Below are 26999 nucleotides of genomic sequence, written 5' to 3'. Positions count from 1 at the left end.
GTGACAGGCGAAGGTAGGGTCGTGGCCGTTTTGGGCCCGACCAACACAGGCAAGACAACCTATGCCATTGAACGGATGCTGGCACATCGTACGGGCATCATCGGGCTGCCCCTGCGGTTGCTTGCCCGCGAGGTATATGACCGCATCGTAGCGTTGCGCGGCCCGTCCGTTGTCGCGTTGGTCACGGGCGAGGAGCGGATTGTACCGCCGCGCACGCAATATTGGGTCTGTACGGTCGAAGCGATGCCCGAAGGCATGGGCGCGGATCTGGTCGCGGTGGATGAAATCCAGCTTTGTGCCGACCCCGAGCGCGGGCATGTGTTTACCGACCGGTTGTTGCGGGCGCGCGGTCTGCACGAGACGTTGTTTATGGGGTCTGACACCATGCGCGGGACCATCGCTGCGCTGGTCCCCAAGGCGCAATTCATCAAACGCGAGCGGATGAGCGAATTGACCTATGTTGGTCAGAAAAAGATAAGCCGGATGCGCCCACGCAGTGCGATTGTCGGTTTTTCGGTTGAGAATGTATATGCGATTGCCGAGCTGATCCGCCGCCAGAAGGGCGGTGCGGCGGTCGTGATGGGTGCACTTTCACCGCGCACGCGCAATGCGCAGGTTGAAATGTACCAAAACGGCGAGGTCGATTACCTGGTGGCCACAGATGCCATCGGGATGGGGCTGAACCTTGATGTTGATCACGTGGCGTTTTCTGCCCTGACCAAATTTGACGGACGGCGGATGCGCCCGCTGGCCCCGAACGAGCTGGCCCAGATTGCCGGGCGGGCAGGGCGCGGCTTCAAAAGCGGGACTTTCGGTGTGACCGGCGATGCGCCCCCGTTGGAAGACGGCGTTGCGCGTGCGATCATGGATCACAGCTTTACCCCGCAAAACAAGATCAACTGGCGCAACCCGTCGCTGCAATTCGGCAGCATCGACCGGCTGATCAACACGCTAGAGATGTCGCCGGATCACGAACGTCTGTTCAAAGCCCGCGAGGCGGATGACCTGCGTGTGCTCAAATCGCTGGGGCAGGATGCCGAGATCATGGCGCGCTGCACCGACGGGCCGTCGGTCAAGCTGTTATGGGATGTGTGCCGGATTCCCGACTTTCGCGGGATCAGTCATGCAGAGCACGCCAGCCTTCTTGAGACGATATTTATCTATCTGCATCAGCGGGGTTCTATCCCGGATGAGTGGATCGCACGACAAATTCAACGCATTGATCGAACCGATGGCGACATTGATGCGTTATCGAAACGTCTGGCGTTTATCCGCACATGGACATACGTCACGCAACGCAAAGGTTGGACAATTGACGAAAGTCATTGGCGAGACGAGGCGCGTGTCGTAGAAGACAGACTGTCGGACGCGCTGCACGAGCGTCTGACCCAAAGATTTGTAGATCGGCGCACGTCCGTGCTTTTGCGCCGGCTAGGACAGAAGGAAGCCATGGTGGCCGAAGTAAACGAGACCGGTGAAGTAACCGTTGAAGGCGAATTTGTAGGCAAGTTGGACGGTTTCCGTTTCCGGCAAGACAAAGGCGCTGGCGTCGCAGAAGACAAAACGATCAAGACCGCGTCATTGCAGGCTTTGGCCCCGCAATTCCATTTGCGTGCAGACCGTTTTTATAATGCACCCGATACCGAGATTGATTTCACAGAGCAGGGCGGCCTGATGTGGGGCAGCTCGGCTGTGGGCAAGCTGGTGGCGGGCCCTGATCCGCTCAGACCCGGTATCGAGGTTTTCGTTGATGATGTCGCAGGCCCCGAGGTTGCCCAAAAGGTGCAGCGCCGCTTGCAGCATTTCATTGATCGCAAGATTGCGGCCCTGTTCGAGCCGTTGGTCGCCTTGTCCAAGGACGAGGCCCTGACCGGTCTTGCCCGTGGTTTTGCCTTCCGCATGGTTGAAAATTTCGGCATTTTGCCGCGCACCGATATCGCTGACGATGTCAAAGCGCTGGATCAGGATGCCCGTGGTGCCTTGCGCAAGCACGGTATCCGTTTTGGCCAGTTCACCATCTTCATGCAGGCGTTGCTCAAACCCGCGCCGACCCGTTTGCGGCTGGTATTGTGGTCGCTCAGCAAGGGATTGCAGGAATTCCCTGAATCGCCCCCTCCGGGTTTGGTGACCATCCCTGTGGATGCAAGCGCGCCTGCGGGTGCCGATACCATGTCGGGCTACCGTAATGCTGGCACACGTGCGATCCGCATCGATATGCTGGAACGTCTGGCTGACATGCTGCGCTCAGAGGATTCGCGCGGCGGGTTCGAGGCAAAGCCGGATATGCTGTCGATCACCGGCATGACGCTGGAACAGTTCGCGGCCCTGATGGAAGGTCTTGGCTACAAGGCCGAGAAATCCGAGCGCACCAAGGTCAAGGCTGTTGATGCCGTGATCCCGCATGACGGCGCGAAGATGGAAGCTGACAAGGGCGCGGATGCAGACACACCAGTGATGGATGTCGCGGCCGAGCAATCTGCGGGCGGTATCATTGCTGACCCTGCGCCGGCTGAGCCTGCTGATGTCGTCCCTGAGACGGCTGACATCATCGACGAAGGTATTGCGCCGATCTTGTCGGAAACGGCGGAAACGCCCGAGGTATCGGACCACATCCCTGACACCGCTGCCGGGGAAAACCCGCAAGGTACTGCCCCCGATGCATCCATCGCCGGCGCAGAGACAGAGGTGTTTTACGTCTTTACCTGGGGTCGTCCGGCCCGTGCCAACCAGAATGCGCGGCGCGGCGGTGGTGATCGTCCGCAAGGCAAAGGCAAACCTGGCCCGCGTGGCAAAAAGGGTGGCCAGCGTGGTGACAAGGGCGACAAAACCGGCAACAAGTCGCAAAACTTTAGCGCGCGCCCTCCAAAGGCGGAAAAGCCGATCGACCCTGACAACCCCTTTGCTGCGGCCCTGATGGGTCTCAAGACCAAATAATTGTCGGAGGCGGCTTCAAAGCTGCGGCTGGATAAATGGCTGTGGCATGCGCGGTTCTTTAAGACACGATCATTGGCGGCGGCGCGCGTGCAAGCGGGCGCCGTTCGCGTGAACGGGAGCATCGCGCAGAAACGGGCTACGATCATCGTGCCGGGCGACGTGCTGACCTTTGCGATGGGCGATGACATTCGTGTGATCCAGATCGACGGCATCGGCACAAGGCGCGGCCCGGCCCCCGAAGCGCAGGCGCTTTATTCCGATCTGTCCCCGCCTGCGCCCAAGTCCGAGAAAAAACCGCCTGAAAATCCGGCTTTTGAGGGAAAAGGGCGTCCCAGCAAGCGTGATCGGCGTGTGCTTGATCTTTCTCGGGCCCGCCATCTTGAATGATGTGCTGTGCTGATTTAGCAATGCGCCAAACCCGTTATAAAAGATGACTCTATGACCTATATTGTTAACGACGCCTGTATCGCCTGCAAATACACTGATTGCGTCGAAGTTTGCCCTGTGGATTGCTTCTATGAGGGCGAAAACATGTTGGTCATCCACCCCGATGAATGCATCGACTGTGGGGTGTGTGAACCTGAATGCCCCGCTGATGCGATCCGTCCGGACACCGAGCCGGACATGGAAAAATGGGTTGAATTCAATCGCAAATATTCCGAATTGTGGCCTGTGATCATCACCAAGAAAGACCCACTTCCCGATGCGGAAGAACGCGATGGCGAAGCGGGCAAGCTGGATAAATACTTCTCGGAGGCACCGGGCGAAGGCGGTTAAGCGATTCGAAAATCGCCAGAGCTGCGGGGCGGCCAGACTGGTTTTTTCCGGTAAAACGGCCCCTCTATACGATAATTTAATACACAAGGCCCTTGCGATCGCTTTCGCAGGGCCCATTTTTATGGTATTATGCCTTCGATGAACTTACACACCTGCCACTTCTCAACCCAATCCCTGCGGGTGAACCCGAAATTCTGAAGTTATGATTCTTGGCTGTCGCCCTTTTGGGCTGGGCAGCCTTTGCCTTTGTGAAAAGGCCATCTACCCCTGCGGGCAACGCCCCGTGACCAAGGAGCCATTTTTATGAGCAAGTCGAAAAAGCTAGATTTCCGTCCAAACGAGTTCGTCGTTTATCCTGCGCATGGCGTCGGACAAATTGTGTCGGTCGAAGAACAGGAAGTCGCGGGCATCACGCTGGAACTGTTCGTGATCGCCTTTGTCAAAGACAAGATGACATTGCGCGTGCCGACCCATAAGGCGATTGAAATCGGGATGCGTGCGCTTAGCAGCCCCGACACGATCACCCACGCGATGAAAACCCTCAAGGGTAAAGCCAAGGTAAAGCGGGCCATGTGGTCGCGTCGTGCACAAGAATACGAGCAAAAGATCAACTCCGGTGATCTGATCGCCATTGCCGAAGTCGTGCGCGACCTGCACCGCACTGATGACCAGCGCGAGCAAAGCTATTCCGAGCGTCAGCTTTATGAGGCGGCACTGGAGCGTTTGACACGTGAAGTGTCTGCCGTTGCCGGTGGCGATGAACTGGCCGCAGCCAAGCAGATCGGTGATGTGCTGGAAAGCCGCGTCGCAGCAGCCTAAGCGACCCTACGACCCATTAAAAAAGCCGCGGCAGGTTTCCCTTGCCGCGGCTTTTGCCTGTCTGGTGTCAGGCTTGTTTCTTTTCTTCGTACTCGGTCCGGTTCATGAACGCGGTTTCCAGATCTTTTTGCAGCTCTTTCGCGCGGGCGACATAGGCCTTGTTTTCGCTCGGCGGGATGTCGGGGCGCCATAGGGCGGCCAGCTCACGGACCGATGCCCGGTCATGGCTATAGAACATGCGCTGCGCTTCGGCGGCCTCGTAATCGGACAGGCCCAGATTTTCCAGCACATAGCGCCCTGCACGCAGTGAACTGTCGAACATTTCGCGCACGATATCATCAGCACCGGCCTGATACTGGCGGTAAACATCCGTGCGGTCATGGGCGCGGGTCACGATATGCAGATCGGGGCGTTCCTTGCGGGCATAGGCAATCAGCTGAAGCGCGGATTTGGGATCGTCCAGCGCCACGACCAGCACCTTGGCATCGCGCAAACCGGCCTTGCGCAGGATGTCGGGGCGGGTCGGATCGCCCAGGAACGCCTTGAAGCCAAAGCGGCGCATGACGGCGATTGTTTCGGGGTTGTGATCCAGAACCACGGTGCGAAAGCCCGATGCCTGAACCAGCCGGTTCACGATCTGGCCAAAGCGCCCGACCCCCGCAATGATAACGGTGCCTTGTTCGTCGATTTCATCGGCGACGATGGGGCCTGCCTTGCTGTCAAAACGTTTGCTGATCTGGTCATACAGAATGAACAAAAGCGGCGTGATCAGCATCGACAGGGCCACCACCAGCAGCAACACTTCGGCGACCTGGCCGGGCATCACCCCCGTGGCGACCGAAAAGCTGACCAGCACAAAGCCGAATTCGCCCGCCTGAGCCAACCCAAGCGCCAGCAGCCATCTGTCGCGGCCCCGCAGACGGAACAACGTGCCAAGCCCGAACAGGATGATCCCTTTGACGATGATCACCAAGAGCGCCATGCCCATGATAATCACCGTATCCGAGTACAATAGCTCAAAGTTGATGCCCGCACCGACGGTGATAAAGAACAGGCCCAGCAACAGGCCTTTGAACGGCTCAAGGTCGGTTTCCAGTTCGTGGCGGAATTCACTGCTGGCCAGAACCACGCCGGCCAGAAATGCGCCAAGGGCAGGGGACAGGCCGACCAGCATCATCAGGAATGAAATCCCGACAACAATCAGCAGGGCCAATGCGGTGTACATCTCGCGCAGCTTGGCGGCGTGGATAAAGCGGAACACAGGGCGGGTAAAGAACACGCCGGTGATGATGATCCCCGCGATGGCCCCAATTGTGACAAGGGTAATACCCCAGCCGGGCAACCCCTGGATCAGCGATATCGCAGCTTGCGCCACCTCGGCACCCTGGCCCAAAGGCTCTTCGCTGCCATGACCGACGACCGGCGTGCCATGCGCATCCGGATCCACCGTAATCGACCCGTCCGGCAATGCCTCTGCTACCATTTTGGTGACCAGCAGCGGCAGGAAGGCAAGGATCGGGATCACGGCAATATCTTGCGTCAGCAGGACCGAAAACACCGATCGCCCGCCTGCGGTCTGCATCAGCCCCTTTTCCGACAGGGTTTGCAGCACGATCGCAGTCGAGGACAGCGACAGGGTCAGACCAACCGCAATCGCAACACCCACTGGCTGGCCATAGGCCATGGCAATGCCCATCAGCGCGGCGGCTGAAATCAGAACCTGCAAGCCCCCCAGCCCCAACAACCTGTGCCGCATGTTCCACAATGCGCGGGGTTCCAGCTCCAGACCGATCAGGAATAGCATCATCACCACGCCAAATTCCGCAAAATGCTGCAGGTCCTTGGTCTCTGACCCGACAAAGCCCAATGCGGGACCAATAAGGATACCCGCCGCCAGATAGCCCAGCACCGACCCCAACCCCAACCGCGAGGCAATAGGCACCGCGATGACTGCGGCTGCCAGATAGATTGTGGCTTGGAACAGGAAACCTTCCATGGGACGTTTTCTTTCATTGGGCCAGCGGGGAAACCGGCAAAGGGTCGTTTAGGTGGGCAAGGGCCCGTCGTGCTTTAGCTGGTCCATAACAATCTGACTATGCACTTTTGCGACAGCGCCATGGGGCAGCAACACATCGTGGATCAAACGGTTCAGGCTGGACAAGTCCACACAATAGACGCGCAGCAGGTAATCGGCATCCCCCGTCATGGTCCAGGCGCTCACGATCTCGGGGCGGGTGGCCAGTAGGCGGGCAAAGCTGGCAGAATGGTCGGGCCCATGGGTGCCAAGATGGACCTGGATGAACCCCTGCACCGCCAGACCCAACCGGATCGGGTTCAGCTTGGCGCGGTAGCCCTCGATATAGCCTTCGGTCTCAAGCCGCTGACGCCTGCGCCCCGCCTGCGAGGGGGACAGGTGCAACTGCTCACCCAGCTCCTGCGCGGTCAAATGCGCATTCTTTTGCAAGGCGGCCAGCAGACGGCTGTCTGTTTCATCCAATGTCATGCGGGTTTCTCGCTTGGTTTCCGTTAATTATGCGTGGTTCGCGCATATTTATCCAGAGCATAGGTCAATTTTGCGCAATTAACGCGGGGATCTGCCGATATCTTGGGCGAAATATATTACTGACAGGAGAATCCGCATGGGTCCGTTTCCACATGATGCCGAAAAGTCCAAAATAACCGATGAAAATCCGGCCGGCACCGACGGGTTCGAATTCGTCGAATTCGCCAGCCCCGACCCGCAAGAACTGCGTGATCTGTTCACGCGCATGGGCTATGCGCACGTGGCCAACCACAAGACACAAGCGATCGAGCTTTGGCAGCAGGGCGACATCACCTATGTGCTGAACGCCGACCCCTCCAGCTTTGCCGCCGCCTTCGTGCAAGACCACGGGCCTTGCGCCCCGTCGATGGGCTGGCGCGTGGTGAATGCACAGCAGGCCCTGGCCCATGCGCTGTCCAAAGGGGCCGAAGAATACACCGGTGCGGGCAAGGTTCTGGATGTTCCGGCCATCAAAGGCATCGGCGGATCCCTGATCTATTTCGTGGACCAGTATTACGACACATCCCCCTATAACGAAGAATACGACTGGATCGCACAGTCGAAACCGGCAGGGGTCGGGTTCTACTATCTCGATCACCTGACCCATAACGTGTTCAAGGGAAACATGGATGTGTGGTTCAAATTCTACGGCGATCTGTTCAACTTCCGCGAAATCCGCTTCTTTGACATCGAAGGCAAGTTTACCGGCCTGACCTCGCGCGCGTTGACATCGCCCTGCGGTCGTATCCGCATTCCGATCAATCAGGATCGGGATGAAAAGGGCCAGATCGTTGCCTATCTGAAAAAATACAAAGGCGAAGGCATCCAGCACATCGCCGTTGGCGCGCGCGACATCTATGACGCCACGGATCAGATTGCCGAAAATGGCCTCAAATTCATGCCCGGCCCCCCCGATGCCTATTACGCGCTCAGCCAGACCCGGGTGACCGACCATCAGGAACCCTTGGACCGGATGAAAAAACACGGGATCCTGATCGACGGCGAGGGCGTCGTGGATGGCGGCGAAACCCGCATCCTTTTGCAGATTTTCTCGAAAACCGTGATCGGCCCGATCTTTTTCGAATTCATCCAGCGCAAAGGCGACGACGGCTTTGGCGAAGGCAATTTCAAAGCCCTGTTCGAAAGCATCGAACAAGAACAGATAGACACGGGCGAGCTGAAATCAGCCTGATAGAAATACCAAAGGCCGCGTCAGTAGATGCGGCCTTGTCTCTTCTCTGGCTCGTAAATATCCCGCTCGTAAATATCCCGGGGGAACCGCCGTCAGGCGGTGGGGGCTGGCCCCCGACAGCGTCAGCCTCAGCTGCGCGGCATCTTCAAAACAACATCCCGCCCGCGTCGCGTATAGCGCAATTCGTTTTCGCCGATGGCCGACACGCGCCCGCCATCCAACCGGTCGCCAACCGCTACTTTTTGATAGCGCCCGTTGCTCAACCGGATCAAGGCGCGGCGGCTTGACGGTTTTCCGTAAACCCCGATCAGGTTGATATCACGCAGTTTGATAGCGTTCTTGACAGTTGCTTGCGTGGCCACAGATGCTTTTGACGGCAGGCTGGGGGCGACGGTGCGCGGTGCCACGGCGGCAGTACTTGCAACTTGCGTGGGTTCGGGCGTGGCCCGTTCGGCCCGCTTTACGATGCGGGCAAAGTTGCGGGGCCGCGTATCCGGGCGCACGGAGGCCTGAACCGCATAGGGGGTCGCGTTGTTCAGAACCGGTCCGGCAGGTTTCGGTGCAACAGTCACAATCGCGGCAAGCGACGCCCCCGCCGCCGCCGAGGCCGCCTGAACTTCGGGTGCGACGGCTTGCGGCACCGCTGAGGTTGCGGCAGTCTGCTGGACCGATGCAGGGCGCAACGACGGGCGCAGGCTGGCCAGTTCCGTGCGGGTCAGCCCGCCAAGGGTTGACCGCTCGTTGCTTTCCACCAGATCACCGGGCCGCACAACGGGCCGGAACTGAAGCAAAGCTGGCTGTGTTTCCGGCACCTCTGGCGCGGCTTCCGGCGTTTGGGTGCTGCTGCGCGTCAGGGTTTTGGGCGGCTCGGCAGGGGGGCGGCCCGCAATGACCTTGATCCCGTCGGCATTCAGCGCGCCATCCGGGGTCGGGACGACCAAGCCCTTGTCATCCAGCGTAAATGAGGTGCCGGGCGGTGCGGGGGAGGCTGGCGAAAATTCCACGGTATCCCCGCCAAAAGACGCCAATCTGGGCAGGGCCACGGCGTCGTTCGCGGAGCTGACCGGATCGATACTGGTCATATAAAGATCATCAATCGGCACCATGGCAGGGGCAATCGGGGTTTCGGGGGCCATCACCCAAATACCCGACGTGGCGTATTTCGCCTCGATCTCTTGCTGGGTCAGCGTGCGCGGTTGGGCCAGTTCGGGCACGCGCAAGGCATCCAGAACGGCGCTGTCTTCATCGGTCAGGCTGGGGTCCAGCGCCGCGACCCGTTCTTGGGCGGGTTGTGGTGTGGGGGGCTGTGGAGTGGTGACGGTGTCGGGCAGTGCAACAGATGTTTCCGCGCGGGCGGGGACGGTATTGGGGGCCGGATCGCGTGGTTCAACAGGGGCCGATGCAATCGCGGTCGTGTCGCGGCTGGTAAACCAGCGCGACAGCGAAAGCCCGTCATCCAGAAACACCGACGCCCAGGCGGCGACACCGGCAAGAAACACCAGCAGTGCGGCAGTCAGTGCCAGCCCGAGAAAGCGCGGTTTCCCCCCGACGTTATTCGACTTCCGCGCCCCGAAAATGGTCATCCGTTCCGCTTCGGACGTGGTTTTGGGCAGCGTGATGCTTGTGTCTTTGACTGCGACACCCGCGCCATAGGATGCGGCGGCGGGCGGGGGCGGCGTCTTGCGCGGTTTGCCTTTGCTCAGGAAACCCCATTTCCTGATCTTCGCCTTGGGCTTTTCGGCGGGAACAGCACTTAACGACCTGCTGTCTGGCACAGGTGCATCCGGCGTTGACCCTTTCGCTGCGGCATCGGCGCGTTTGGCCGTCCCGACAGGGGGAGCGGCTGCACTGCTGCGACGGCTTGAGAAAGCTGTAGGTGCGGGCACAGGGGCCGCAGCCGCAGCTTTCGGGGGCGCTTTGACACCTGCTGGCGCGGCACCCGTTGCAGCGGCAGCGGCGGAAATGGCTTTCCGGACCCTGGCCTTCAAATCCTCCGGTGCATCGTTCTGTGCGGGTTCTGATTTCACTTCGGGCTGCGCTTGTTTCGCAGGCTCCGTGGCCACGGCAGCGGCCATGTCTTCAGGCAAGGCAGGCGCGGGGGGGATCGCCGGTTTTGCCGCGATTATATCTTCCCGACCGCGCACAAAGCTGGTGGCATCATCGCCGCGCGGGGTGGCGGTTTTATCCTGTGGCGTTTCGGCATCCGGCCCGTCTTTGGCAGGGGCGGTTTGAAACAGATCGCTCAAGGCTTCGTCTGCTTGGGGCTCTTTTACCGGGGGCACATAGGGGCCCAGTACGACAACGGCATCGTCATCCGGTTCGATCGCTTCGTCACGCTCCAACAAGCTTGAGGCGACATCGGTGGGGCCGAAAAACGGCTCGCCCTTGAAAACGTGGCTGTCGGGTCTGGCGACGAAGCTGACCGGATAAAAGCGGTGTTCTGTGGCAAAGGCTTCGGCTTCGGCCAAAGTCTCAAGGGCAACGGCTGCCACATGGGTCTGTGCGCCATCGCTGCTGATATCAAACGCCAGATCGTCGACATCATAAGGGGTTGCCCCTTCAAGCGCGCGGCGGGCTTCGGACATGCGCGCCGCATCTGAAAGACCGGGTGTTTCAAGCGTCATAAACTTGATCTGGTCATTGGGGATCAGCAGTTTTGTGCGCACGCCGCCGGGTTCCAACGCGGCTGCGGTTTTGCGCAGCACGGCCAGTTCGGCAGACATGTCCGGTGCATCAATTGATACATCGCCAATGCTGCGCCAGCCGCCCGCAGTGCGGTGCAGCAAACTTATGCCATCAATGGACAGGGAAAGTGCAAAATTTGGCTTCATATCGACGCTTTTTTATCAGGCAGGTACCGGTAGAATTTTATCACGTGCCCGCGGATTAAAACAGCGCGCCAGAATATCATTCAGATTATAGCAGTAGTTTGCCTATGGAAAGGGCAGAGCGGCAACGGGGCTTGCGGTAAGGGCATAGGGCCGCCAAACATAATTCAGATTAGATTTATCAAACCAAAGGTTGAAATAATGCGAATTTTGCAATGGACCGCTGTGATTTGGATGGCGCTGGTATCGGGTGTCATCGCCCAAAACGTCCAGAATGGAATCACCGTGAGCGGCGAGGGCGTTGTTTCGCTGGCCCCCGATATGGCCACCATTCGTCTGGGTGTCTCGGAGCGTGCCGCGACCGCATCTGATGCCATGCGCCAGACGTCTGAAAAGGTGCGGGGCATTCTGGATCAGCTGGACGGTATTCAGGTGGCGGGACTGGATCGCCAGACCAGCGGTCTGTATCTGCGCCCGGTCTATGACAACCGCCCGCGCGACGACAATGGCCCGGCGCAGGTGGTCGGATACGAGGCGGGCAATACCGTCAGCGTCACCGTGCGCGACCTGAGCAAGCTGGGCGCGCTTCTGGATGCGGTCGTGGCTGAAGGGGCAAATGATTTCAACGGGTTGGAATTTGGCCTGCAAGACAATGCCGAGGCTTTGATTGCAGCGCGCAAGGGGGCCGTTGCCGATGCGATGGCCCGTGCAAGCCAGCTGGCCGAAGCGGCGGGGGTCAAACTGGGCGCTGTCTTGCAGATGTCGGAATCAAGTCAGGGCTACCGGCCGATGGAAATGAAAGCGTCGCAGATGCGCAGCATGGATGTCCCGATCGAAACCGGCGAAGTGGCCATTCGCGCCCAGGTCACCATGCAGTTCGCGATCTCGCAATAACCAGCGGGCCTGGGCTAGAAACGAAAAAGCGCCCGAGAGATCATCGTCTCTCGGGCGCTTTTTATTGATATGGCTGGATTAGCTGGTCGCTTTGGCCAGCGCCTGATCCAGATCGGCAATCAGGTCGTTCGCATCTTCGGTCCCGATGGACACGCGCACCACATTGGCACCGGCACCGGCAGCTTCTTGCTGCTCTGCGCTGAGTTGGCGGTGGGTGGTCGAGGCCGAGTGGATGATCAGCGACCGTGTATCGCCAAGGTTGGCCACGTGGCTGAATATCTCGAGCGCATTGACCAGTTTCACGCAGGCGTCATAGCCGCCCTTGACCGCAAAGGTGAACAAGCCGCCAGCGCCTTTGGGGCACACGGTTTTGACACGATCGAAATACGGCGATGATTCAAGACCTGCATAGGTCACGAAATCAACGCGGTCGTCATTCTCGAGCCATTGCGCGATCTTGGTGGCGTTCTCGACGTGACGCTCCATCCGCAAGGACAGGGTTTCGGTGCCCATCAATGTGTAGTGGGCCGCTTGGGGGTTCATGGTCATGCCCAGATCGCGCAGACCGATGGCAATGCCGTGGAAGGTAAAGGCAAGTGGGCCAAAGGTCTCGTGGAACTTGAGGCCGTGATAGGCGGGTTCTGGCTGGCTGAGCGACGGAAATTTGTCATTGGCAGACCAGTCGAATTTACCGGAATCGACGATACAGCCGCCGGTGACGGTGCCGTTGCCGGTCAGGTATTTCGTGGTCGAATGCACGACCAGCGTCGCGCCATGTTCGATGGGGCGGCACAGGTACGGGGTGGCGGTGGTGTTGTCGATGATCAGCGGGATACCGGCCGCATCGGCCACATCCGCGATGGAACGCACATCCATGATATAGCCGCCGGGGTTGGCAATCGCCTCGCCAAAGATCGCGCGGGTGTCATCGTCAACGGCAGCTTTGACCGCTTCGACATCATCGAAATCGACGAACTTGCACGACCAGCCGAAGCGCTTGATGGTCTGGCTGAACTGGGTGACCGTGCCGCCGTACAAACGGGTCGAGGCGATGATGTTCTTGCCCGGCCCCATCAGCGGGAACAAGGCCATGATCTGGGCCGCGTGACCCGAAGAACAGCACACAGCGCCGACACCGCCCTCAAGCGTGGCAATGCGTTCTTGCAGAACGGCCACAGTGGGGTTGGTCAGACGCGAATAGATAAAGCCGACTTCTTGCAGGTTGAACAAGGCGGCGGCGTGATCTGCGTCGCGGAACACATAAGCCGTGGTCTGGTAAATCGGCGTCTGACGCGCGCCGGTTGCCGGATCGGGCTTGGCACCTGCGTGAATTTGCAGCGTGTCAAAGCCGTAAGTTGGGCCGTCTGTCATGGTTATCCTCCCGTGGATTGGTTGGGTTATGGATATTGGAACGGGGTATGCGACACAAGAGAATGCACACGGCCAGCGGTGACGATCGGAATTTTTAAAAATTCCGGACCGGAAAATTTGAATTTTCCGACCAGCGCCGCCCTGTTAGCGCATCCAATAGCCGTTGGATTTAAGCCGATTGCGGATGGCCTGTTCCTTGCGGGGCAGGTTGTCTTGGTCAAACAGGGCCCGCGCTTTCTGGCCCCGCCCCTGATAGACCATGCGTTTGATGGGCTCGTAGCCCTTGAGCACTTTCTTGAGCTTGTTCGGGGCCGCAACCGTTTCCAGAACATCCACCGCTTGCTGGCTTTCGCGCGCATATAACAGCGGCAAGAACCGGTAGTGACAGCTGACGCTTCCATCCAGCAGCCCTTGGGGCAGGGTGTCGCGCCCGCCGCCTAATGCGTGGATGACCAGCGGCAGGGCCACCTGATCCAGCCAGGGATCAAAGCTTTGTGCGCAAAGCTCTACCGGGGGGGTGTCGCGGATCGCCAGCGCATATTCCAAAAACCGTGCGCCAAATTCATGGGGGCAGCGGTAAAAGAAGAAGCCTGCGTTGAAATAGAGATAGCGTTGCCAGTATTCGTCCGGGTGGCTCAGATCGAGGCTGCTTTCGAAATCCAGACCGAATTTGTCATAAAGCGATTTCCACAAGCCGTTGTATTGCGGCCCGTAAAGCTGCGGCACGGGCCAGGTGTTGGTGCGCCGCATTGATGCGGTGGGGCGGTCGAAATCGAAGGGGACTTGGGTAATATCGCCTGTAATCAGGGTGTCGGTGTCAAAAAAGACAAAGGGTTCACCCTTGGGCAGGGCGCAGAGCATCTCGATCTTGTTGCCATAGGGATAAGACGCACCAAAGTGTTTTGACTGGAACGGAATGATTTCCGCCCCCAGATCTTCCAGCGCCGCGCGCACTTCCGCGCTTTTGATTTGCGGATCATTTGGCCACAATACGCCGGGTTGCGGTTCAGCCACCAGCAGGCGGCCGCGAAAATCGGGGCTGCTGTGACGCAAAGAGGCCGCGAAAAGCAGTGCCTCATATGCCAAACGACCATGTTGGCCGACGATGACGATATTAAAGTCTTGCGAGGGGGATGTACTGGTCAACGCGATGCCTCATGCTTTTTTTGCCCGACTATAGGGGTAAACGCTGTTTCACAAAAGGTAGCAAATAAGCCCGGACCGATATAGCCGCCTGATTGACAGGTGCCGTTCTTGCGCGGCATCTTGTTTGCAAAAGGGAGTATCGCGGCAAGCATCGGGCATGATCAGGCCCCTTTTTCCGGCGCTGCGCTCAGCACGTTTTTCAAACTGTCTGACGTCAGACAGCAGAGACGATAGGGACGCGTGAGAGCCGAACACGGGACGCTTTTCCGAGACGGTGCTTGTCCGTTGGTAAAGGCCGCCTAAAGTAGAATATGCCGTGTTTGCTTAAGCTTAGATATAATGCGCTTCGCATGGTTGATGGTCCACCGTGGCGGCGCACCAAAGCACATTCTTGTCTGAGCCGTTGATAAGAAGTGAAATGGTGGGCGACCCAGGAATCGAACCTGGCGTGCGTCTCCGCGAGGGAGTTACAGTCCCCTGCCACACCTTGCGGCCTGTCGCCCACTTTCAGCCAGTGCATTGCACCGGCTGTGAAGGCGTGATTACAAGCGGTCCTGATAGGCGTCAAGGCGAAAACCTAGGCGAAAGGCAGGGAAATGATCCTTGCAGCATATGAAAGAGGGTCTGGGCATGAAAAAACCGAAGTGGGTCGTGCAAAAAGAGCAGGAAAAAAAGGTCGAGGCGAACCAGACCGTGTGGTTGTTCGGCTTGCACGCGGTGCGCGACGCACTGGAGAATCCTAAACGTGAAAAATTAAGGCTGATGGTCACGCCCAATGCGCAGATCAAGCTGGAAGAGGCGATTGCAAAGGCGGGAATCGAGCCCGAGGTCGTTGACCCCCGCAAATTCCGCCCGCCGCTGGATCAAGGATCGGTGCATCAGGGCGCTGTGCTTGAGGTCAAGCCGCTGTCATGGGGATCGTTGGAAGAGGTGTGCATCGGGGCCGAGGCACCGCGTGTGTTGTTGCTGGACCGTGTGACTGATCCGCATAACGTTGGGGCAATCTTGCGCTCGGCCGAGGTGTTGGGCGCGTCTGCGGTGATCGGCATGCGCCATCACGCCGCCCCCGAAACCGGATCGCTGGCCAAATCGGCAAGCGGGGCGCTGGAACGCCAGCCCTATCTGCGGGTGCGCAATCTGGCGGATTCGATCAAGGAGCTTCAGAACATGGGGTATCTTGTGCTGGGTCTGGATGGCGAGGCCGACATGACCGTGGAGGCCGCCCTTGAAGGCAAGCGCGACCGTCCGGTGGCGCTGGTGCTGGGGGCCGAAGGGCCGGGCCTGCGAGAAAAGACCAAAGAAACCGTCGATCTGTTGGTACGGATTGACGCAGATGGTGGATTTGGCTCGCTCAACGTCTCAAATGCGGCGGCAATCGCCCTATATGCTTCTCGTCCGCATGGGTAAGGCCCGCATGTAAAAGGAAGAGACGCCGTGAGCTATCCAGTAAAAATCGCGACTTGCTGCTTTTGCGGCAGCAAGGCCGCGTTGACCTTGGATGCGGGGCGTCACGAGCTGGCCTGCGCGCAATGCGGCGCGCCGCTGCATGACCTCAAGCAAATTCCTGTTCCGGCCCCGGCATCGGCCAAGCCGGCGGTTTCGCCGCGCTTGCGACAGTTTGCGCCGTCAAAGCCCGCGAAACCGGCGATGAAGCCGAAAAAAGAGAAATACCAAAAGCGCAAGAAATCCTGGCTGAAAAAGCTGACAGGCGAGGTTTTCGACATTGTGGAAGATATTTTCGACTGAAGCCATGTTACGCAGGGTTGGCGATATTTTGCCTAGATCTTTAGGTTTTGTTCACGCATTTGTCAGACGGTCTTTGAATTGCGCAAATAGTTCTTAACTCATGTGCAAGGCGGCAGGTTCGGAACTCCTGCCGGTCTTTAACTGTCCCTCGTTCCATACCTTCGCGCCCTCGGACATTTGTCTGCAGGGCGCTTTTTTTATCCGAGAATCAGTGTAGATGTGGGGGATGATATATCCAGACGCCCTTTTGAAAGATGTATTGACCCGGACCAAGCGGATTGCTGTGGTCGGTGTGTCGATGAACCCGGTGCGGCCCAGCTATTTTGTGGCGCGCTATCTGTCGCTGAAGGGGTTTGATGTGATTCCCGTCAATCCCGGCCATGCAGGCGAGATGTTGTTCGGGGCCAAGGTGGTCGCCACCTTATCCGACATCGAGGGTGATGTGGATATGGTCGATATTTTCCGCCGCTCTGAGGCGGTGCCCGCAATCGTGGAAGAGGCGCTGGCAGTCTTTCCCAAGTTGCAGACCATCTGGATGCAAATCGGTGTGGAGCATGCCGAGGCGGCGGCTTTGGCCGAGGCGCGCGGGGTGACGGTGATACAGAACCGCTGCCCCAAAATCGAATACCAGCGGTTGTTTTCGGAATTGCGCATGGGCGGCTTTGCGACAGGTATTATTTCGAGCAAGCTGTGACGCGAGGATAGTGCCTGCGGCGGCGGGAAAGGGGGCTTTGCCCCCCAGCCGAAAGATCGGCTTCCCCCCAGGATATTTGAGAGCCAGAGAAGGCCTAGCGGGCGGCTTTTTCAGCGATGCCGCTTTTGGATTGTCTGCGGGCGAGTTCGTCAAGCACGTCTGAGAGCGGGACATCGCGCGACGCGAGCATGACAAGCAGGTGGTACAGCACGTCGGCGGCCTCGGAGGTGAGGGCCGGTTTGTCGTTTTTCACCGCTTCGATGATGGCTTCGATCGCTTCTTCGCCAAATTTCTCGGCGCATTTTTCGGGGCCTTTGGCCAGCAATTGGGCTGTCCAGCTGCTGGACGGGTCCGCATTTTTACGGGCTGTGATGGTGGCGTAGAGATCATCCAGGGTCATGTCAGCCTCATGGGGATACCGGCGGCGGCCATGTGTTGTTTGGCCTGCGCGATGGTATATTCGCCAAAGTGAAAGATCGAGGCGGCGAGGACGGCGGAGGCACCGCCGATGGTCACGCCTTCGACCAGGTGGTCAAGATTGCCAACGCCGCCCGAGGCGATCACCGGCACGCTGACGGCGTCGGAAATGGCGCGGGTCAGGGGCAGGTTGAAGCCTTGTTTGGTGCCGTCGCGGTCCATCGAGGTCAGCAGGATTTCACCGGCCCCTTTGGCGGTAACCAGTTTGGCGAATTCCACGGCGTCGATGCCGGTGGATTTGCGGCCGCCATGGGTGAAGATTTCCCATTTTCCGGGGCTGACTGTTTTGGCGTCGATGGCACAGACGATGCATTGGCTGCCGAACTGATCGGCCGCGCGGGCGATGACATCGGGGTCTGCGACGGCGGCAGAGTTGAAGCTGACCTTGTCTGCACCCGCGAGCAGGAGGGCGCGCACATCAGCCACGGTGCGCACGCCACCGCCCACCGTGAGCGGGATATAGCAATGTTCAGCCGTGCGGGTCACCAGATCGAACATCGTGCCGCGGTTTTCATGGGTGGCGTGGATGTCGAGGAAACACAGTTCATCCGCGCCCGCCGCATCATAGGCGATGGCGGCATCGACGGGATCGCCCGCATCGCGCAGGCCGACGAAATTCACGCCTTTGACCACGCGGCCATCGGCGACATCAAGGCAGGGGATGATACGGGTTTTAAGCATAGCTATTCTTTAGAGGGGCTGTGGACGGGTGGCAAGGCGCTGGAGGGCTGTCTGCCCTCCAGACCTCCCGAGGATTTGGGGCCATTTGGAAGATCAGGCAAGGGCCTTGAGAGCTTGTTTCAGATCGATGGCACCATCGTAGAGGGCGCGGCCTGAAATCGCGCCGGAGATGACGTTGGTGGCTTTGAGCGCCTTGAGGTCGTCGAGCGAGCTGACACCGCCTGATGCGATGACCGGGATATTGACGGCGCGGGCGAGGGCGGCGGTGGCATCGATGTTTGGTCCGCCCATGGCACCATCGCGCAGGATGTCGGTGTAGATGATCGCGGCGACGCCTGCGTCCTCGAAGGATTTGGCGAGGTCGGTGACCATCACATCGGTTTCATTGGCCCAGCCCTTGGTGGCGACGCGGCCGTTGCGCGCATCAATGCCAACGGCGACTTTGCCCGGGAAGGCGCGGGCGGCTTCGCGCACCAGATCGGGGTTTTCGACGGCCACGGTGCCCAGGATCACCCGCGCGAGGCCTTTGTCCAGCCATGCCTCGATTGTGGCCATGTCGCGGATGCCGCCGCCAAGCTGGGCGGGGACGTTGCAGGATTTCAGGATCGCTTCGACCGGGGCGGCGTTGACGGGGGCCCCTGCGAAGGCACCGTTCAGATCCACCAGATGCAGCCATGTGCAGCCTGCATCGACAAAGGCGCGGGCCTGTGCGGCGGGGTCATCATTGAACACGGTGGATTTTTCCATGTCGCCGTGAACGAGGCGCACGGCTTGGCCGTCTTTGAGGTCGATTGCGGGGTACAGGATCATTGGGCAGGCCTTGGGTTGCGGGTGTTTGCGACCAAATCGCATGGCGGGCGGAAATGTGCAACGCAGCAGGCGCGGCCCCTACGTAAAGCTTGCTTGAATCGGTGAATTTTAGTCAAACTGCGGAGATATCGGGAGGATATATCATGAAAAGAACGATTTTGGCGGCAGTCATTGGAATCATGGCGGCGGGCACGGCAATGGCGGCGGATCCTGCGGTTGGGGTTTGGAAGACCCAGCCGGATGATGGTGCCTATGCGCATGTGAAGATGAGCCCTTGCGGGGCCGAGGTCTGCGGCACGATCATGCGCACCTTTAACGGTGACGGTGAATATAAATCCGAGAACATCGGCAAACAGCTGGTGATCGGCATGGCACCGGATGGCAAAGGCAACTATGCGGGCAAGGTCTGGCGGCCGTCGAACGATAAAATCTACATCGGAAAAATGAGCGTTTCGGGCAACAACCTGAAGCTTTCGGGATGTGTTGCCGGTGGTTTGCTGTGTTCAAAGCAAAGCTGGAGCCGCCTTCAGTAAACCCAAAGGATGATCTGCCCTGGGATTGAGCTGATTTGCGAGAATCATGGCGTTGGTGAATGATAACACCAGCGCCTTGGTTTTTGGCTGCGGTGCCAAAAGCGTGTAAGGCATCTGTGTTGCTTTGGGCCGTGATGCAAATGATTTCAAAGAAATGCATTTTTCTGAGCGCCCTATTTATGGCGATTTCGGCGCCGGTATTTTCTGATGTGGCGGAAGGTGTCTGGAAATCTGCACCAGATGTTAACGGATTGGTTGTTCATGTAAGGGCCAGGCCGTGCGGGCAGGCCTTGTGCGGTGTTGTCGAGCGGGCCAAAGACCGGCGCGGTTATGACAAGAAATCAACCGCTGTCGGCAAACGCGTGTTCTGGGACATGGTCCAACAGGCCGACGGGTCTTACGAGGGGACGCTGATAAAGCCGTCAGGCAATACGCGCAAACAGACGACGATGTTGGTCGATGGCAATGCCATGCATCTGGTCAAATGCACTGGGAACAGCGGCAATGAAGTGGTCTGGACCCGCTTGCGTTAAGCGGGCCCGGAATGCTGACGGGGCGCGGACTGATCAAGCGCAGTCTGAAGGGCTGTGGTCTTATGGCCGCCAGTTCAGGAAATTGGCGATCATGCGCAGGCCTGTTGCCTGGCTTTTTTCGGGGTGAAACTGCATGCCCAGCATGGTGTCACGGCCAATCACGGCGGTGACTTCGCCAGCATAGTCGACATGGGCCAGCCGCTCTGCGGGGTTGGCTACAGCCATATGATAACTATGGACAAAATAGGTGTGATCGCCGGTCTTGATGCCGTCGAAAACGGGGTGTGGATGGTCAATGACCAAATCATTCCACCCCATATGCGGCACTTTCAGTGCTGGATCGGCGGGGGTGATTTTGGTGACTTCGCCCTCGATCCAGCCCAGACCTTGGGTGTCTTCGTATTCGCGGCCCCAAGAGGCCATCAATTGCATCCCGACACAGATGCCCAGGAACGGGCGGCCTTTGACTTCGACGGCCTCGACCATTGCGGCATAGATGCCGCTGTGGCCCTTGAGGGCGGCCATGCAGGACGGGAACGCCCCGTCGCCCGGCAGCACCAGGCGGTCAGCGCTTGCGACAACATCGGCGTCAGCGGTGACGATAACATCGCCCGCGTCGGTTTCGCGGGCCATCCGTTCAAACGCCTTTTGGGCAGAGTGAAGATTGCCGGATTCGTAATCAATGATCGCGGTCAGCATTTGCTACAACGCACCTTTGGTTGACGGGATATCGCCGGATTTGCGGGTATCGACCTCGACTGCTTCGCGCAGGGCGCGGGCAACGGATTTGAACGCCGCCTCGGCGATGTGGTGGCTGTTGATGCCGTGCAGCATGTCCACGTGCAGGGTGATGCCGCCATGTGTGGACAGCGCCTGAAAGAATTCGCGCACCAGTTCGGTGTCGAAATTGCCGATCTTGGAGGTCGGCAGATCAACGTTCCAGATCAGAAAGGGACGGGCAGACAGGTCAAGTGCTGTACGCACCAGCGCATCATCCATCGGCAGCAGACACGCGCCGTAGCGCCGGATGCCACGCTTGTCGCCCAAGGCGTCGGCCAGTGCCTGACCCAAGGCGATGCCCACGTCTTCGACCGTGTGGTGATCGTCGATGTGCAGATCGCCCTTGGCGGTGATTTTCATATCAATCAGCGAATGACGCGCCAGTTGATCCAGCATGTGATCAAAAAAACCGACGCCTGTGTTGTTGTCATAGGCACCGGTGCCATCAAGATTGACCTCGACGGTGATTTCGGTTTCGGCGGTGGAACGGCTGATTGTGCTTTGACGCATGGGAATTCTCCGGCTGTTGATCCCCTTATAGCAGCGCGCGCGGCCACGCCAAGGGCCAGCCAATCGGATTTGAGCATCATAGGGGATTGCGGCCCTTACCCCGCTATGACAGCGTGGCGGTACTGCAACCAGTCGAAAGCGACCCGATGTCTACCTGCGTCTTTATCCAGATCCGTTGCCGGCCCGGCACAACCTACCGCGTTGCGGAGGAAATCGCCTTGCGTGAAATCCATTCGGAGCTGTATTCGACATCCGGCGATTTTGATCTGCTGATGAAACTTTATATCCCCAAGGGCGAAGACGTGGGGGTCTATATCAACGATCACCTGTTGGATATCGACGGGATTGAGCGGTCGTTGACCACAATGACGTTCAAAGTGTTTTGAGAAATTTCATCGCTCTTTGTGCGACATTGCTATGTGCAACGCCCGCCCTTGCTGACCGCACCTATGGGGGCGAAGAGGCGGCCGCTTTGCGATGTGCCAATATGCTGGCCTATACGGCCGTGACATTGGCGCGCGAAGAGATGATCGGTCAGGAAGAAAAAGAGGTCATGCTGGGCATCACCGTTCTGATTTTAGAACGGCATGTCAGCGGTACCCGGGCGCAGAAAAAGGCCGCAATGGCGGTCATGCGCGATCGTCGCGACATTGACGCCACGCTGCGCGATTACCGCCGCAACGCGGCCAAATGTCTGGTCCAGTTCCCGATTAACTGATCCGATCACGCGGCATTCGCCTTGGAGGAATGGCGCATCTCTGCGCGGCCAATCGCGCGGGTGAATGTGTTTTTCACACGTTGTGTCCGGTTGGCATTGGGGGCGATCGGGGTGCCGACAGAGATCGTGATCGGCGTGTTTCCCATCATCGTCAGGCCATAGGATGTGTCTTCAAGGCTAAGCTGGATGCCGGCTTCGAGCACTTCCCAATCGGCAAGCTGGGTGTCACGGCTAACGCAGATGAACTGGCCGTTGCCTTCGTAGGACATCAACAGATGGGGGCAGTCGACAGTGCTGATAATGCTTTCGCCCAGATCGGTCAAAAGCGTTGTGAAATCGGACGCGGCGCTGTGCTGATACAGATGTTGCGCATCATCAAGCGAGACACAGAAAACCTTGCACCCCTTTAGCGCCTTGCGATCAAGCTGGGTCAGGTAGTTGCCAAGCGAGAAGGACAGGATCAGACGGTCCACATGGGCGAGATGCAATTTTTCGCATAATTCGAAGTCATGAACGCCTGCTGCATCCTTTGCCCCGACGTCCAGCGCATTGACGCTCACCACGGTCTTTGACGCCTCGCTCAGCCGCTTTGCGACGCGGATACGGTTGTAGATGTCTTTCAGGTTAAACGGCTTTGAGATGTAGTCGTTTGCCCCCGAAGCAAAAGCGTTCTCGATTGAAATCGGGTCGGTTCTGGCGGTCAGCATCAGAATGGGTTTCTTGTCATAGCCGGGCAAGGCACGGATGCGCTGGCACAGTTCAATGCCGTTCATTTTCGGCATATCGACGTCCAGCACGAAGCAATCGAAAGGCTTGCCCTGCGCCGCTATGATATCGAGGGCTTCAAAGCCACCAGATGCCGAGTGGACATCGGTCAGGTCGGCCAGACCGAAAATTTCCGGGAACAGTTCATGGATAAACGGGTCATCATCTACCACTAGAATTTTCATGATTTGCTCCGGTTTCAGTCAGTGTTTTCGCATAGGCTGCGTTTTTTTATGTTGTGGTATAGCTAGGATTCAATCTGGGCAAGAATATGACGCGCAATCTGCATTCTGGACCTTTTTAATGGTATTGTTGGCAATTTTCCGGCGCCAAGTCCGCACAATGCAATTTTTATGAAATTTATCCAATAGGCCGCAAAATCGGCACATTGTTTCGATAGACCGTAGCGGAATTTTAGAGTTTTCACGAAGCTGTCTGTAGTACGAATGGAATTTCAGATGTCCAAACCACTGTTTCTTATACCTATCATCATTGGGCTGGGGCTGTCGGGCTGTGCAGTCCCGCACCACGCGGTTTCCAATCCGCCGACTGCATTTTCTTTTCAGGCCACAGGCCAGGACGGGGCGGTATTGATTGAGCAAACGGCCGCTTTGGACCGTATGATGAAAGACATCGTCCGCAACACGACGATCAAACACGCCGCCGTCGGGGCCGCTGTCGGATGTGGACTGGCGATCGTGACGTCCAATGCCTCGCATTGCTTGGCGGCGGCCGCGTCTGGCGGGGTCGTTGGGGCGGTTAACGGCCATATGGCAGGCAAAAAGGACGTTGCCCGCAGGATGGAACTTGTATCGGCCAATGCCATCGTCCGGAGCATTCGAACATCGAACGCGCAGCTCGATGATATCTCGATCCAGTTGCCCAGCTTCCTTGCGCGGCAAGAATCCGACATCGAGGGGTTGGCGGCGCTGCGCGGGGCAGGGACCCTCACTGAGGCAGAGTATGAGGCGCGGCTGGATGCGATCCGGGCCAGTCGGGCCGAACTGGCCGAGGCGTTGATGATGTCGTCGCAGCAGGCGCGTTTGGCCAGTGCCAACCTGCGCGCGGCGGCGGCCCAGGGGCAATCGGGTCTGGAGTGGCACATAAGTGCCGTTGAACAGATGGAACGCGAAACGGTTTCGGCGCGCTCGCAAATCTCTCTGCTGTAGCTGCTGGAGCGATAGGACCAAATTGAAGGACAATTTAAATCACAGGGCCGCCCCAACCGGGCGGCTTTTTCGTTTTGGACAAATGGCGCGGATCAGTCGCTGGCCCATGGTGACAGGGCAGGATCGGCTGAATAAACGGGTGCCGGAAAACACAAAGGCCGCCCGAAGGCGGCCTTGTTTTTTTCTGCTGGGTAAGCAGAAACCAGTTGGAGCGGGCGAGGCGATTCGAACGCCCGACCCTAACCTTGGCAAGGTTATGCTCTACCCCTGAGCTACGCCCGCATCCTCTGGTAGGGCGTGAGATACCCATAGGGCGCAGTGTCCGCAAGAGGGAAATTGCCTTTGAATGCACTTTTTTTCAGATTTTTTTCGGGCGGCTATTTTAGGTCCGTTCAGACCAGTGCATGGGCCAGAATCCCCAAGGCGGCAGCGGCGATCATTGCCAAGGTCAGGGCCATGCCAGCCTGCCGCAAGATGATCTTTTGCGGTGTGGAGGCGAAGCCATATGCGTGCAAAACGCGACCGGCCACAAATGCAGCGCCCATGGTATGGAGCGCGACGGGCGGTGCCCCGTTCAATTCGCCTAGCATCATCAGGATCAGCGCCAGCGGCGCATATTCCGCGCAATTGGCTTGGGCGCGCATACGTTTGAGCAGGTTCTTGTCGCCGCTGTCACCCAGCGAGATGACATTGGCCCTGCGGTAGCGGATGACGCGCCAGCTGAGGGCGAGAAATACCAAGGCGGTCAGCGCAGCATAGAGGGATGTAATGGGCAGGGGCATAGGGGGTCTTTCGGTCAGGGGCGTTCATTTGGCAGCCTATGGCAAAACGTGATTTCCGAAAGGGCGAAAGCGGCATTCATCTTTTTGATGGGGTGGGGGGCGTTGAACGGGGCTGAAAAAGGCAACGCGCCCTGACACGATCGGCACTGGGTGGACTGCACGGGGGGCTGGTCAGTCAAGTGAACGCCGGCAACGGAAAAGGGCCCCAACCGCCGTTGGAGCCCCTTGTTTCTTAGTACCTTGCCTTAGTGGCTTGGCTGCTTGTCCCAGTCTTCCTGCTTTGGAAGAATTTCGAACGTATGCTCTGGGGGTGGGCTTGGCAGTGTCCACTCCAGCGTGTCGGCATATTCGTTCCATGGGTTTGCGGCCGTGCTCCGTGCGCCCCGTGTCAGTGTGTAGAATATCACACCGAAGAAGAAGAGGAACGAAGCGAAGCTGAGGAAGGCACCGATCGAGGACCACAGGTTCCAGTAAGCAAATGCATCGGGGTAGTCGATGTAGCGGCGTGGCATGCCCTGACGACCCAGGAAGTGCTGTGGGAAGAAGGTCAGGTTCGCGCCGATGAACATCGCCCAGAAGTGCAGCTTGCCGGCCCATTCAGGGTACATGCGGCCCGACATCTTGGGCAGGTAGAAGTAGACACCTGCAAAGATCGCGAACACGGCACCCAGCGACATAACATAGTGGAAGTGTGCAACCACATAGTAGGTGTCATGGTAGTAGCGGTCGACGGCTGCCTGGGACAGAACGATACCTGTTACACCACCGACGGTGAAAAGGAACAGGAAGCCGAAAGCCCACAGCATTGGTGTTTTGAATTCGATCGAACCGCCCCACATGGTGGCAATCCAGCTGAAGACCTTAACACCGGTTGGCACCGCGATAACCATCGTCGCAAGCATAAAGTAGGCTTGCTGGTTCAGCGACATACCGACTGTGTACATGTGGTGCGCCCACACAACAAAGCCCAATGCGCCGATTGCGATGATCGCCCAAACCATTGGCAGGTAGCCAAAGATCGGTTTGCGGCTGAACGTGGCAATCACGTGGCTGATGATACCAAAGCCTGGCAGGATGATGATGTACACTTCGGGGTGACCGAAGAACCACAAGATGTGCTGGTACAGAACCGGATCACCGCCGCCTGCTGGGTCAAAGAACGCGAAACCAAAGTTGCGGTCCATGAGCAGCATGGTGATTGCGCCGGCCAGAACGGGCAGGGACAACAGGATCAGCCAGCTTGTGACGAAGATCGACCAGCTGAACAATGGCACCTTGAACAATGTCATGCCGGGGGCGCGCATGTTCAGGAAGGTGGTGATCATGTTGATCGCACCCAGAATGGACGAAGCACCGGAAACGTGAACCGCGAAGATCGCGAAATCCATCGACATACCGCCTTCACGTACGGAAAGCGGCGGGTACAGAACCCAGCCAACGCCGGACCCGGCCTGACCGTTACCGCCTGGTGCAAGCACCGAACAGACAGCAAGCGTGGTGCCGCCGACATACAGCCAGAAGGACAGGTTGTTCATGCGTGGGAACGCCATGTCAGGCGCGCCGATTTGCAGCGGCATGAAATAGTTACCGAAACCGCCGAAAAGCGCGGGAATAACCACAAAGAACATCATCAAGATGCCGTGGCCGGTAATCAGAACGTTCCAAAGATGCCCGTTTGGCGTACATGTTTCTGCACTATTGGCGATGAAACGCGCACCTTCCATACACATGTACTGAACACCGGGGTGCATCAGTTCAAGGCGCATATAGATGGTAAAGCTGACTGAGATAAAGCCAACGAGGGCTGAGACGATCAGATATAGAATACCGATGTCTTTGTGGTTCGTGGACATAAACCAGCGTGTGAAAAATCCACGCTCGTCGTGATGATCATGCCCGTGAATGGCTGCGTCGGCCATGCGGTGCCTCCTGAGATTGGTTGGTCAACCCACGCCCCGACAAGGAACGCGCGCTGGATTATCGTTTGTTCTAGTGCGCCTTGCCCAAAGGGGCAATGGCCACGATTGCCGCAGGTGCGGTATTTTCTGAAAAATCCGGGGTCGTTGCTGGCACGCCATCTTGTGAGCGCGAGCATGTCACGGCTGGATATAGTGACATGATTGCCAGCGAGCCAAGACCAGATAAGTGAAACATATGTGACTCTCAGAACGTAATCGCGTCTTGAGCGGGGGAAAATCCGGTGCCCTGGGGGTGTCGTGCTCAGGATAATGAGGGGATCGATATCCGTGGACACCAAAAAGCGTTTTACTGGCCAAGCAAACGAATCCCGCAGCAGGC

At 58.3% G+C, this 26999-nt stretch carries 27 protein-coding genes and 2 tRNA genes; 14 read left to right on the top strand and 15 right to left on the bottom strand.

Annotated features, from left to right (window positions below):
• From HGT1_RS08910 to HGT1_RS08895, 4 genes are all read left to right on the top strand, one after another.
• Nucleotides 1-2934 (top strand): helicase-related protein, encoded by a 2934-nt coding sequence (locus tag HGT1_RS08910; RefSeq protein ID WP_176249562.1) that lies wholly within the window; start codon nt 1-3, stop codon nt 2932-2934.
• Entirely contained in the window at nt 2935-3321 is a 387-nt protein-coding gene (locus HGT1_RS08905; protein WP_176249561.1) for an RNA-binding S4 domain-containing protein, read from the top strand. It begins immediately after the preceding gene.
• A 51-nt stretch (nt 3322-3372) separates the two neighbouring features.
• On the top strand, nt 3373-3711 hold the full coding sequence (gene fdxA, locus HGT1_RS08900; RefSeq protein ID WP_176249560.1) for a ferredoxin FdxA: 339 nt from the start codon (nt 3373-3375) through the stop codon (nt 3709-3711).
• A 303-nt stretch (nt 3712-4014) separates the two neighbouring features.
• The gene (locus tag HGT1_RS08895; RefSeq protein WP_176249559.1) at nt 4015-4530 is read left to right on the top strand and encodes a CarD family transcriptional regulator; all 516 of its coding nucleotides are present in this window, start codon (nt 4015-4017) and stop codon (nt 4528-4530) included.
• A gap of 67 nt (nt 4531-4597) precedes the next feature.
• Here HGT1_RS08895 and HGT1_RS08890 read toward each other — a convergent pair whose 3' ends face one another.
• Nucleotides 4598-6526, bottom strand: a complete 1929-nt coding sequence (locus tag HGT1_RS08890) for a cation:proton antiporter (RefSeq protein ID WP_176249558.1) — start codon at nt 6524-6526, stop codon at nt 4598-4600.
• Nucleotides 6527-6574: 48 nt separating this feature from the next.
• Nucleotides 6575-7033: an Lrp/AsnC family transcriptional regulator gene (locus HGT1_RS08885; RefSeq protein ID WP_176249557.1), complete on the bottom strand. Its 459-nt coding sequence runs from the start codon at nt 7031-7033 to the stop codon at nt 6575-6577.
• A gap of 136 nt (nt 7034-7169) precedes the next feature.
• Between HGT1_RS08885 and hppD the strand changes: the two genes are divergently transcribed.
• Entirely contained in the window at nt 7170-8264 is a 1095-nt protein-coding gene (gene hppD / locus HGT1_RS08880; RefSeq protein WP_176249556.1) for a 4-hydroxyphenylpyruvate dioxygenase, read from the top strand.
• A gap of 128 nt (nt 8265-8392) precedes the next feature.
• Here hppD and HGT1_RS08875 read toward each other — a convergent pair whose 3' ends face one another.
• Complete coding sequence (locus tag HGT1_RS08875) at nt 8393-11095, bottom strand: hypothetical protein (RefSeq protein ID WP_176249555.1); 2703 nt, start codon at nt 11093-11095, stop codon at nt 8393-8395.
• A 198-nt stretch (nt 11096-11293) separates the two neighbouring features.
• Here HGT1_RS08875 and HGT1_RS08870 point away from each other — a divergent pair, with 198 nt between their 5' ends.
• Nucleotides 11294-11986 carry an SIMPL domain-containing protein gene (locus HGT1_RS08870; RefSeq protein ID WP_176249554.1) on the top strand — a complete coding sequence of 231 codons (693 nt, stop codon included), beginning with the start codon at nt 11294-11296 and terminating at the stop codon, nt 11984-11986.
• A 78-nt stretch (nt 11987-12064) separates the two neighbouring features.
• On the opposite strand, the gene HGT1_RS08865 is transcribed toward HGT1_RS08870, so the two are convergent.
• The 3 genes from HGT1_RS08865 to HGT1_RS08855 all read right to left on the bottom strand — a co-directional run bounded on the left by HGT1_RS08865 (nt 12065) and on the right by HGT1_RS08855 (nt 15006).
• The gene (locus HGT1_RS08865) at nt 12065-13357 is read right to left on the bottom strand and encodes an O-acetylhomoserine aminocarboxypropyltransferase/cysteine synthase family protein (RefSeq protein WP_176249553.1); all 1293 of its coding nucleotides are present in this window, start codon (nt 13355-13357) and stop codon (nt 12065-12067) included.
• A gap of 144 nt (nt 13358-13501) precedes the next feature.
• Nucleotides 13502-14503, bottom strand: a complete 1002-nt coding sequence (locus HGT1_RS08860; RefSeq protein ID WP_176249552.1) for a hypothetical protein — start codon at nt 14501-14503, stop codon at nt 13502-13504.
• Nucleotides 14504-14922: 419 nt separating this feature from the next.
• A tRNA-Tyr gene (locus HGT1_RS08855) sits at nt 14923-15006 on the bottom strand.
• Nucleotides 15007-15133: 127 nt separating this feature from the next.
• On the opposite strand from HGT1_RS08855, the gene rlmB reads away from it, so the two are divergent.
• The 3 genes from rlmB to HGT1_RS08840 all read left to right on the top strand — a co-directional run bounded on the left by rlmB (nt 15134) and on the right by HGT1_RS08840 (nt 16943).
• Nucleotides 15134-15910 (top strand): 23S rRNA (guanosine(2251)-2'-O)-methyltransferase RlmB, encoded by a 777-nt coding sequence (rlmB, locus tag HGT1_RS08850; protein WP_176249551.1) that lies wholly within the window; start codon nt 15134-15136, stop codon nt 15908-15910.
• Nucleotides 15911-15937: 27 nt separating this feature from the next.
• Nucleotides 15938-16249 carry a hypothetical protein gene (locus tag HGT1_RS08845; RefSeq protein WP_176249550.1) on the top strand — a complete coding sequence of 104 codons (312 nt, stop codon included), beginning with the start codon at nt 15938-15940 and terminating at the stop codon, nt 16247-16249.
• A gap of 226 nt (nt 16250-16475) precedes the next feature.
• Nucleotides 16476-16943 (top strand): CoA-binding protein, encoded by a 468-nt coding sequence (locus HGT1_RS08840; RefSeq protein WP_176249549.1) that lies wholly within the window; start codon nt 16476-16478, stop codon nt 16941-16943.
• 94 nt (nt 16944-17037) lie between these two features.
• On the opposite strand, the gene HGT1_RS08835 is transcribed toward HGT1_RS08840, so the two are convergent.
• The 3 genes from HGT1_RS08835 to hisA all read right to left on the bottom strand — a co-directional run bounded on the left by HGT1_RS08835 (nt 17038) and on the right by hisA (nt 18911).
• Entirely contained in the window at nt 17038-17343 is a 306-nt protein-coding gene (locus HGT1_RS08835) for a phosphoribosyl-ATP diphosphatase (RefSeq protein ID WP_176249548.1), read from the bottom strand.
• The gene (hisF, locus tag HGT1_RS08830; protein WP_176249547.1) at nt 17340-18101 is read right to left on the bottom strand and encodes an imidazole glycerol phosphate synthase subunit HisF; all 762 of its coding nucleotides are present in this window, start codon (nt 18099-18101) and stop codon (nt 17340-17342) included. The genes HGT1_RS08835 and hisF overlap by 4 nt, the downstream gene beginning before the upstream one ends.
• A gap of 93 nt (nt 18102-18194) precedes the next feature.
• The gene (gene hisA, locus HGT1_RS08825; RefSeq protein WP_176249546.1) at nt 18195-18911 is read right to left on the bottom strand and encodes a 1-(5-phosphoribosyl)-5-[(5-phosphoribosylamino)methylideneamino]imidazole-4-carboxamide isomerase; all 717 of its coding nucleotides are present in this window, start codon (nt 18909-18911) and stop codon (nt 18195-18197) included.
• Between the two features lie 143 nt (nt 18912-19054).
• On the opposite strand from hisA, the gene HGT1_RS08820 reads away from it, so the two are divergent.
• Together HGT1_RS08820 and HGT1_RS08815 are read left to right on the top strand one after the other, a co-directional pair.
• On the top strand, nt 19055-19444 hold the full coding sequence (locus HGT1_RS08820; RefSeq protein WP_176249545.1) for a DUF2147 domain-containing protein: 390 nt from the start codon (nt 19055-19057) through the stop codon (nt 19442-19444).
• Nucleotides 19445-19623: 179 nt separating this feature from the next.
• Entirely contained in the window at nt 19624-19977 is a 354-nt protein-coding gene (locus HGT1_RS08815) for a DUF2147 domain-containing protein (RefSeq protein WP_255200150.1), read from the top strand.
• Between the two features lie 60 nt (nt 19978-20037).
• Here the strand turns inward: HGT1_RS08815 and hisH are convergent, their stop codons facing one another.
• Together hisH and hisB are read right to left on the bottom strand one after the other, a co-directional pair.
• Complete coding sequence (gene hisH, locus HGT1_RS08810; RefSeq protein WP_176249544.1) at nt 20038-20676, bottom strand: imidazole glycerol phosphate synthase subunit HisH; 639 nt, start codon at nt 20674-20676, stop codon at nt 20038-20040.
• A 3-nt stretch (nt 20677-20679) separates the two neighbouring features.
• A complete protein-coding gene (gene hisB, locus HGT1_RS08805) occupies nt 20680-21267 on the bottom strand; it encodes an imidazoleglycerol-phosphate dehydratase HisB (protein ID WP_176249543.1) in 588 nt (195 codons plus the stop codon).
• A gap of 146 nt (nt 21268-21413) precedes the next feature.
• On the opposite strand from hisB, the gene HGT1_RS08800 reads away from it, so the two are divergent.
• Together HGT1_RS08800 and HGT1_RS08795 are read left to right on the top strand one after the other, a co-directional pair.
• Entirely contained in the window at nt 21414-21653 is a 240-nt protein-coding gene (locus tag HGT1_RS08800; RefSeq protein WP_176249542.1) for an Lrp/AsnC ligand binding domain-containing protein, read from the top strand.
• A complete protein-coding gene (locus HGT1_RS08795) occupies nt 21650-21985 on the top strand; it encodes a hypothetical protein (protein ID WP_255200149.1) in 336 nt (111 codons plus the stop codon). The genes HGT1_RS08800 and HGT1_RS08795 overlap by 4 nt, the downstream gene beginning before the upstream one ends.
• Before the next feature lie 5 nt (nt 21986-21990).
• Here HGT1_RS08795 and HGT1_RS08790 read toward each other — a convergent pair whose 3' ends face one another.
• Nucleotides 21991-22935 (bottom strand): PleD family two-component system response regulator, encoded by a 945-nt coding sequence (locus HGT1_RS08790; protein WP_176249541.1) that lies wholly within the window; start codon nt 22933-22935, stop codon nt 21991-21993.
• Between the two features lie 273 nt (nt 22936-23208).
• Here HGT1_RS08790 and HGT1_RS08785 point away from each other — a divergent pair, with 273 nt between their 5' ends.
• A complete protein-coding gene (locus HGT1_RS08785) occupies nt 23209-23919 on the top strand; it encodes a hypothetical protein (protein ID WP_176249540.1) in 711 nt (236 codons plus the stop codon).
• Between the two features lie 207 nt (nt 23920-24126).
• Here the strand turns inward: HGT1_RS08785 and HGT1_RS08780 are convergent.
• From HGT1_RS08780 to ctaD, 3 genes are all read right to left on the bottom strand, one after another.
• A tRNA-Gly gene (locus tag HGT1_RS08780) sits at nt 24127-24201 on the bottom strand.
• 110 nt (nt 24202-24311) lie between these two features.
• A complete protein-coding gene (locus HGT1_RS08775) occupies nt 24312-24701 on the bottom strand; it encodes an MAPEG family protein (RefSeq protein WP_176249539.1) in 390 nt (129 codons plus the stop codon).
• 245 nt (nt 24702-24946) lie between these two features.
• Nucleotides 24947-26620 carry a cytochrome c oxidase subunit I gene (ctaD, locus tag HGT1_RS08770; protein WP_176249538.1) on the bottom strand — a complete coding sequence of 558 codons (1674 nt, stop codon included), beginning with the start codon at nt 26618-26620 and terminating at the stop codon, nt 24947-24949.
• Between the last annotated feature and the right edge of the window lie 379 nt (nt 26621-26999).

Origin of the sequence: Sulfitobacter sp. HGT1 (assembly GCF_013282155.1) — a bacterium.
In the GTDB taxonomy this organism is placed as follows: domain Bacteria; phylum Pseudomonadota; class Alphaproteobacteria; order Rhodobacterales; family Rhodobacteraceae; genus Sulfitobacter.
The sequence above is the reverse complement of the archived record's forward strand: the minus strand, read 5'-3'. Positions and strand labels throughout refer to the sequence as shown.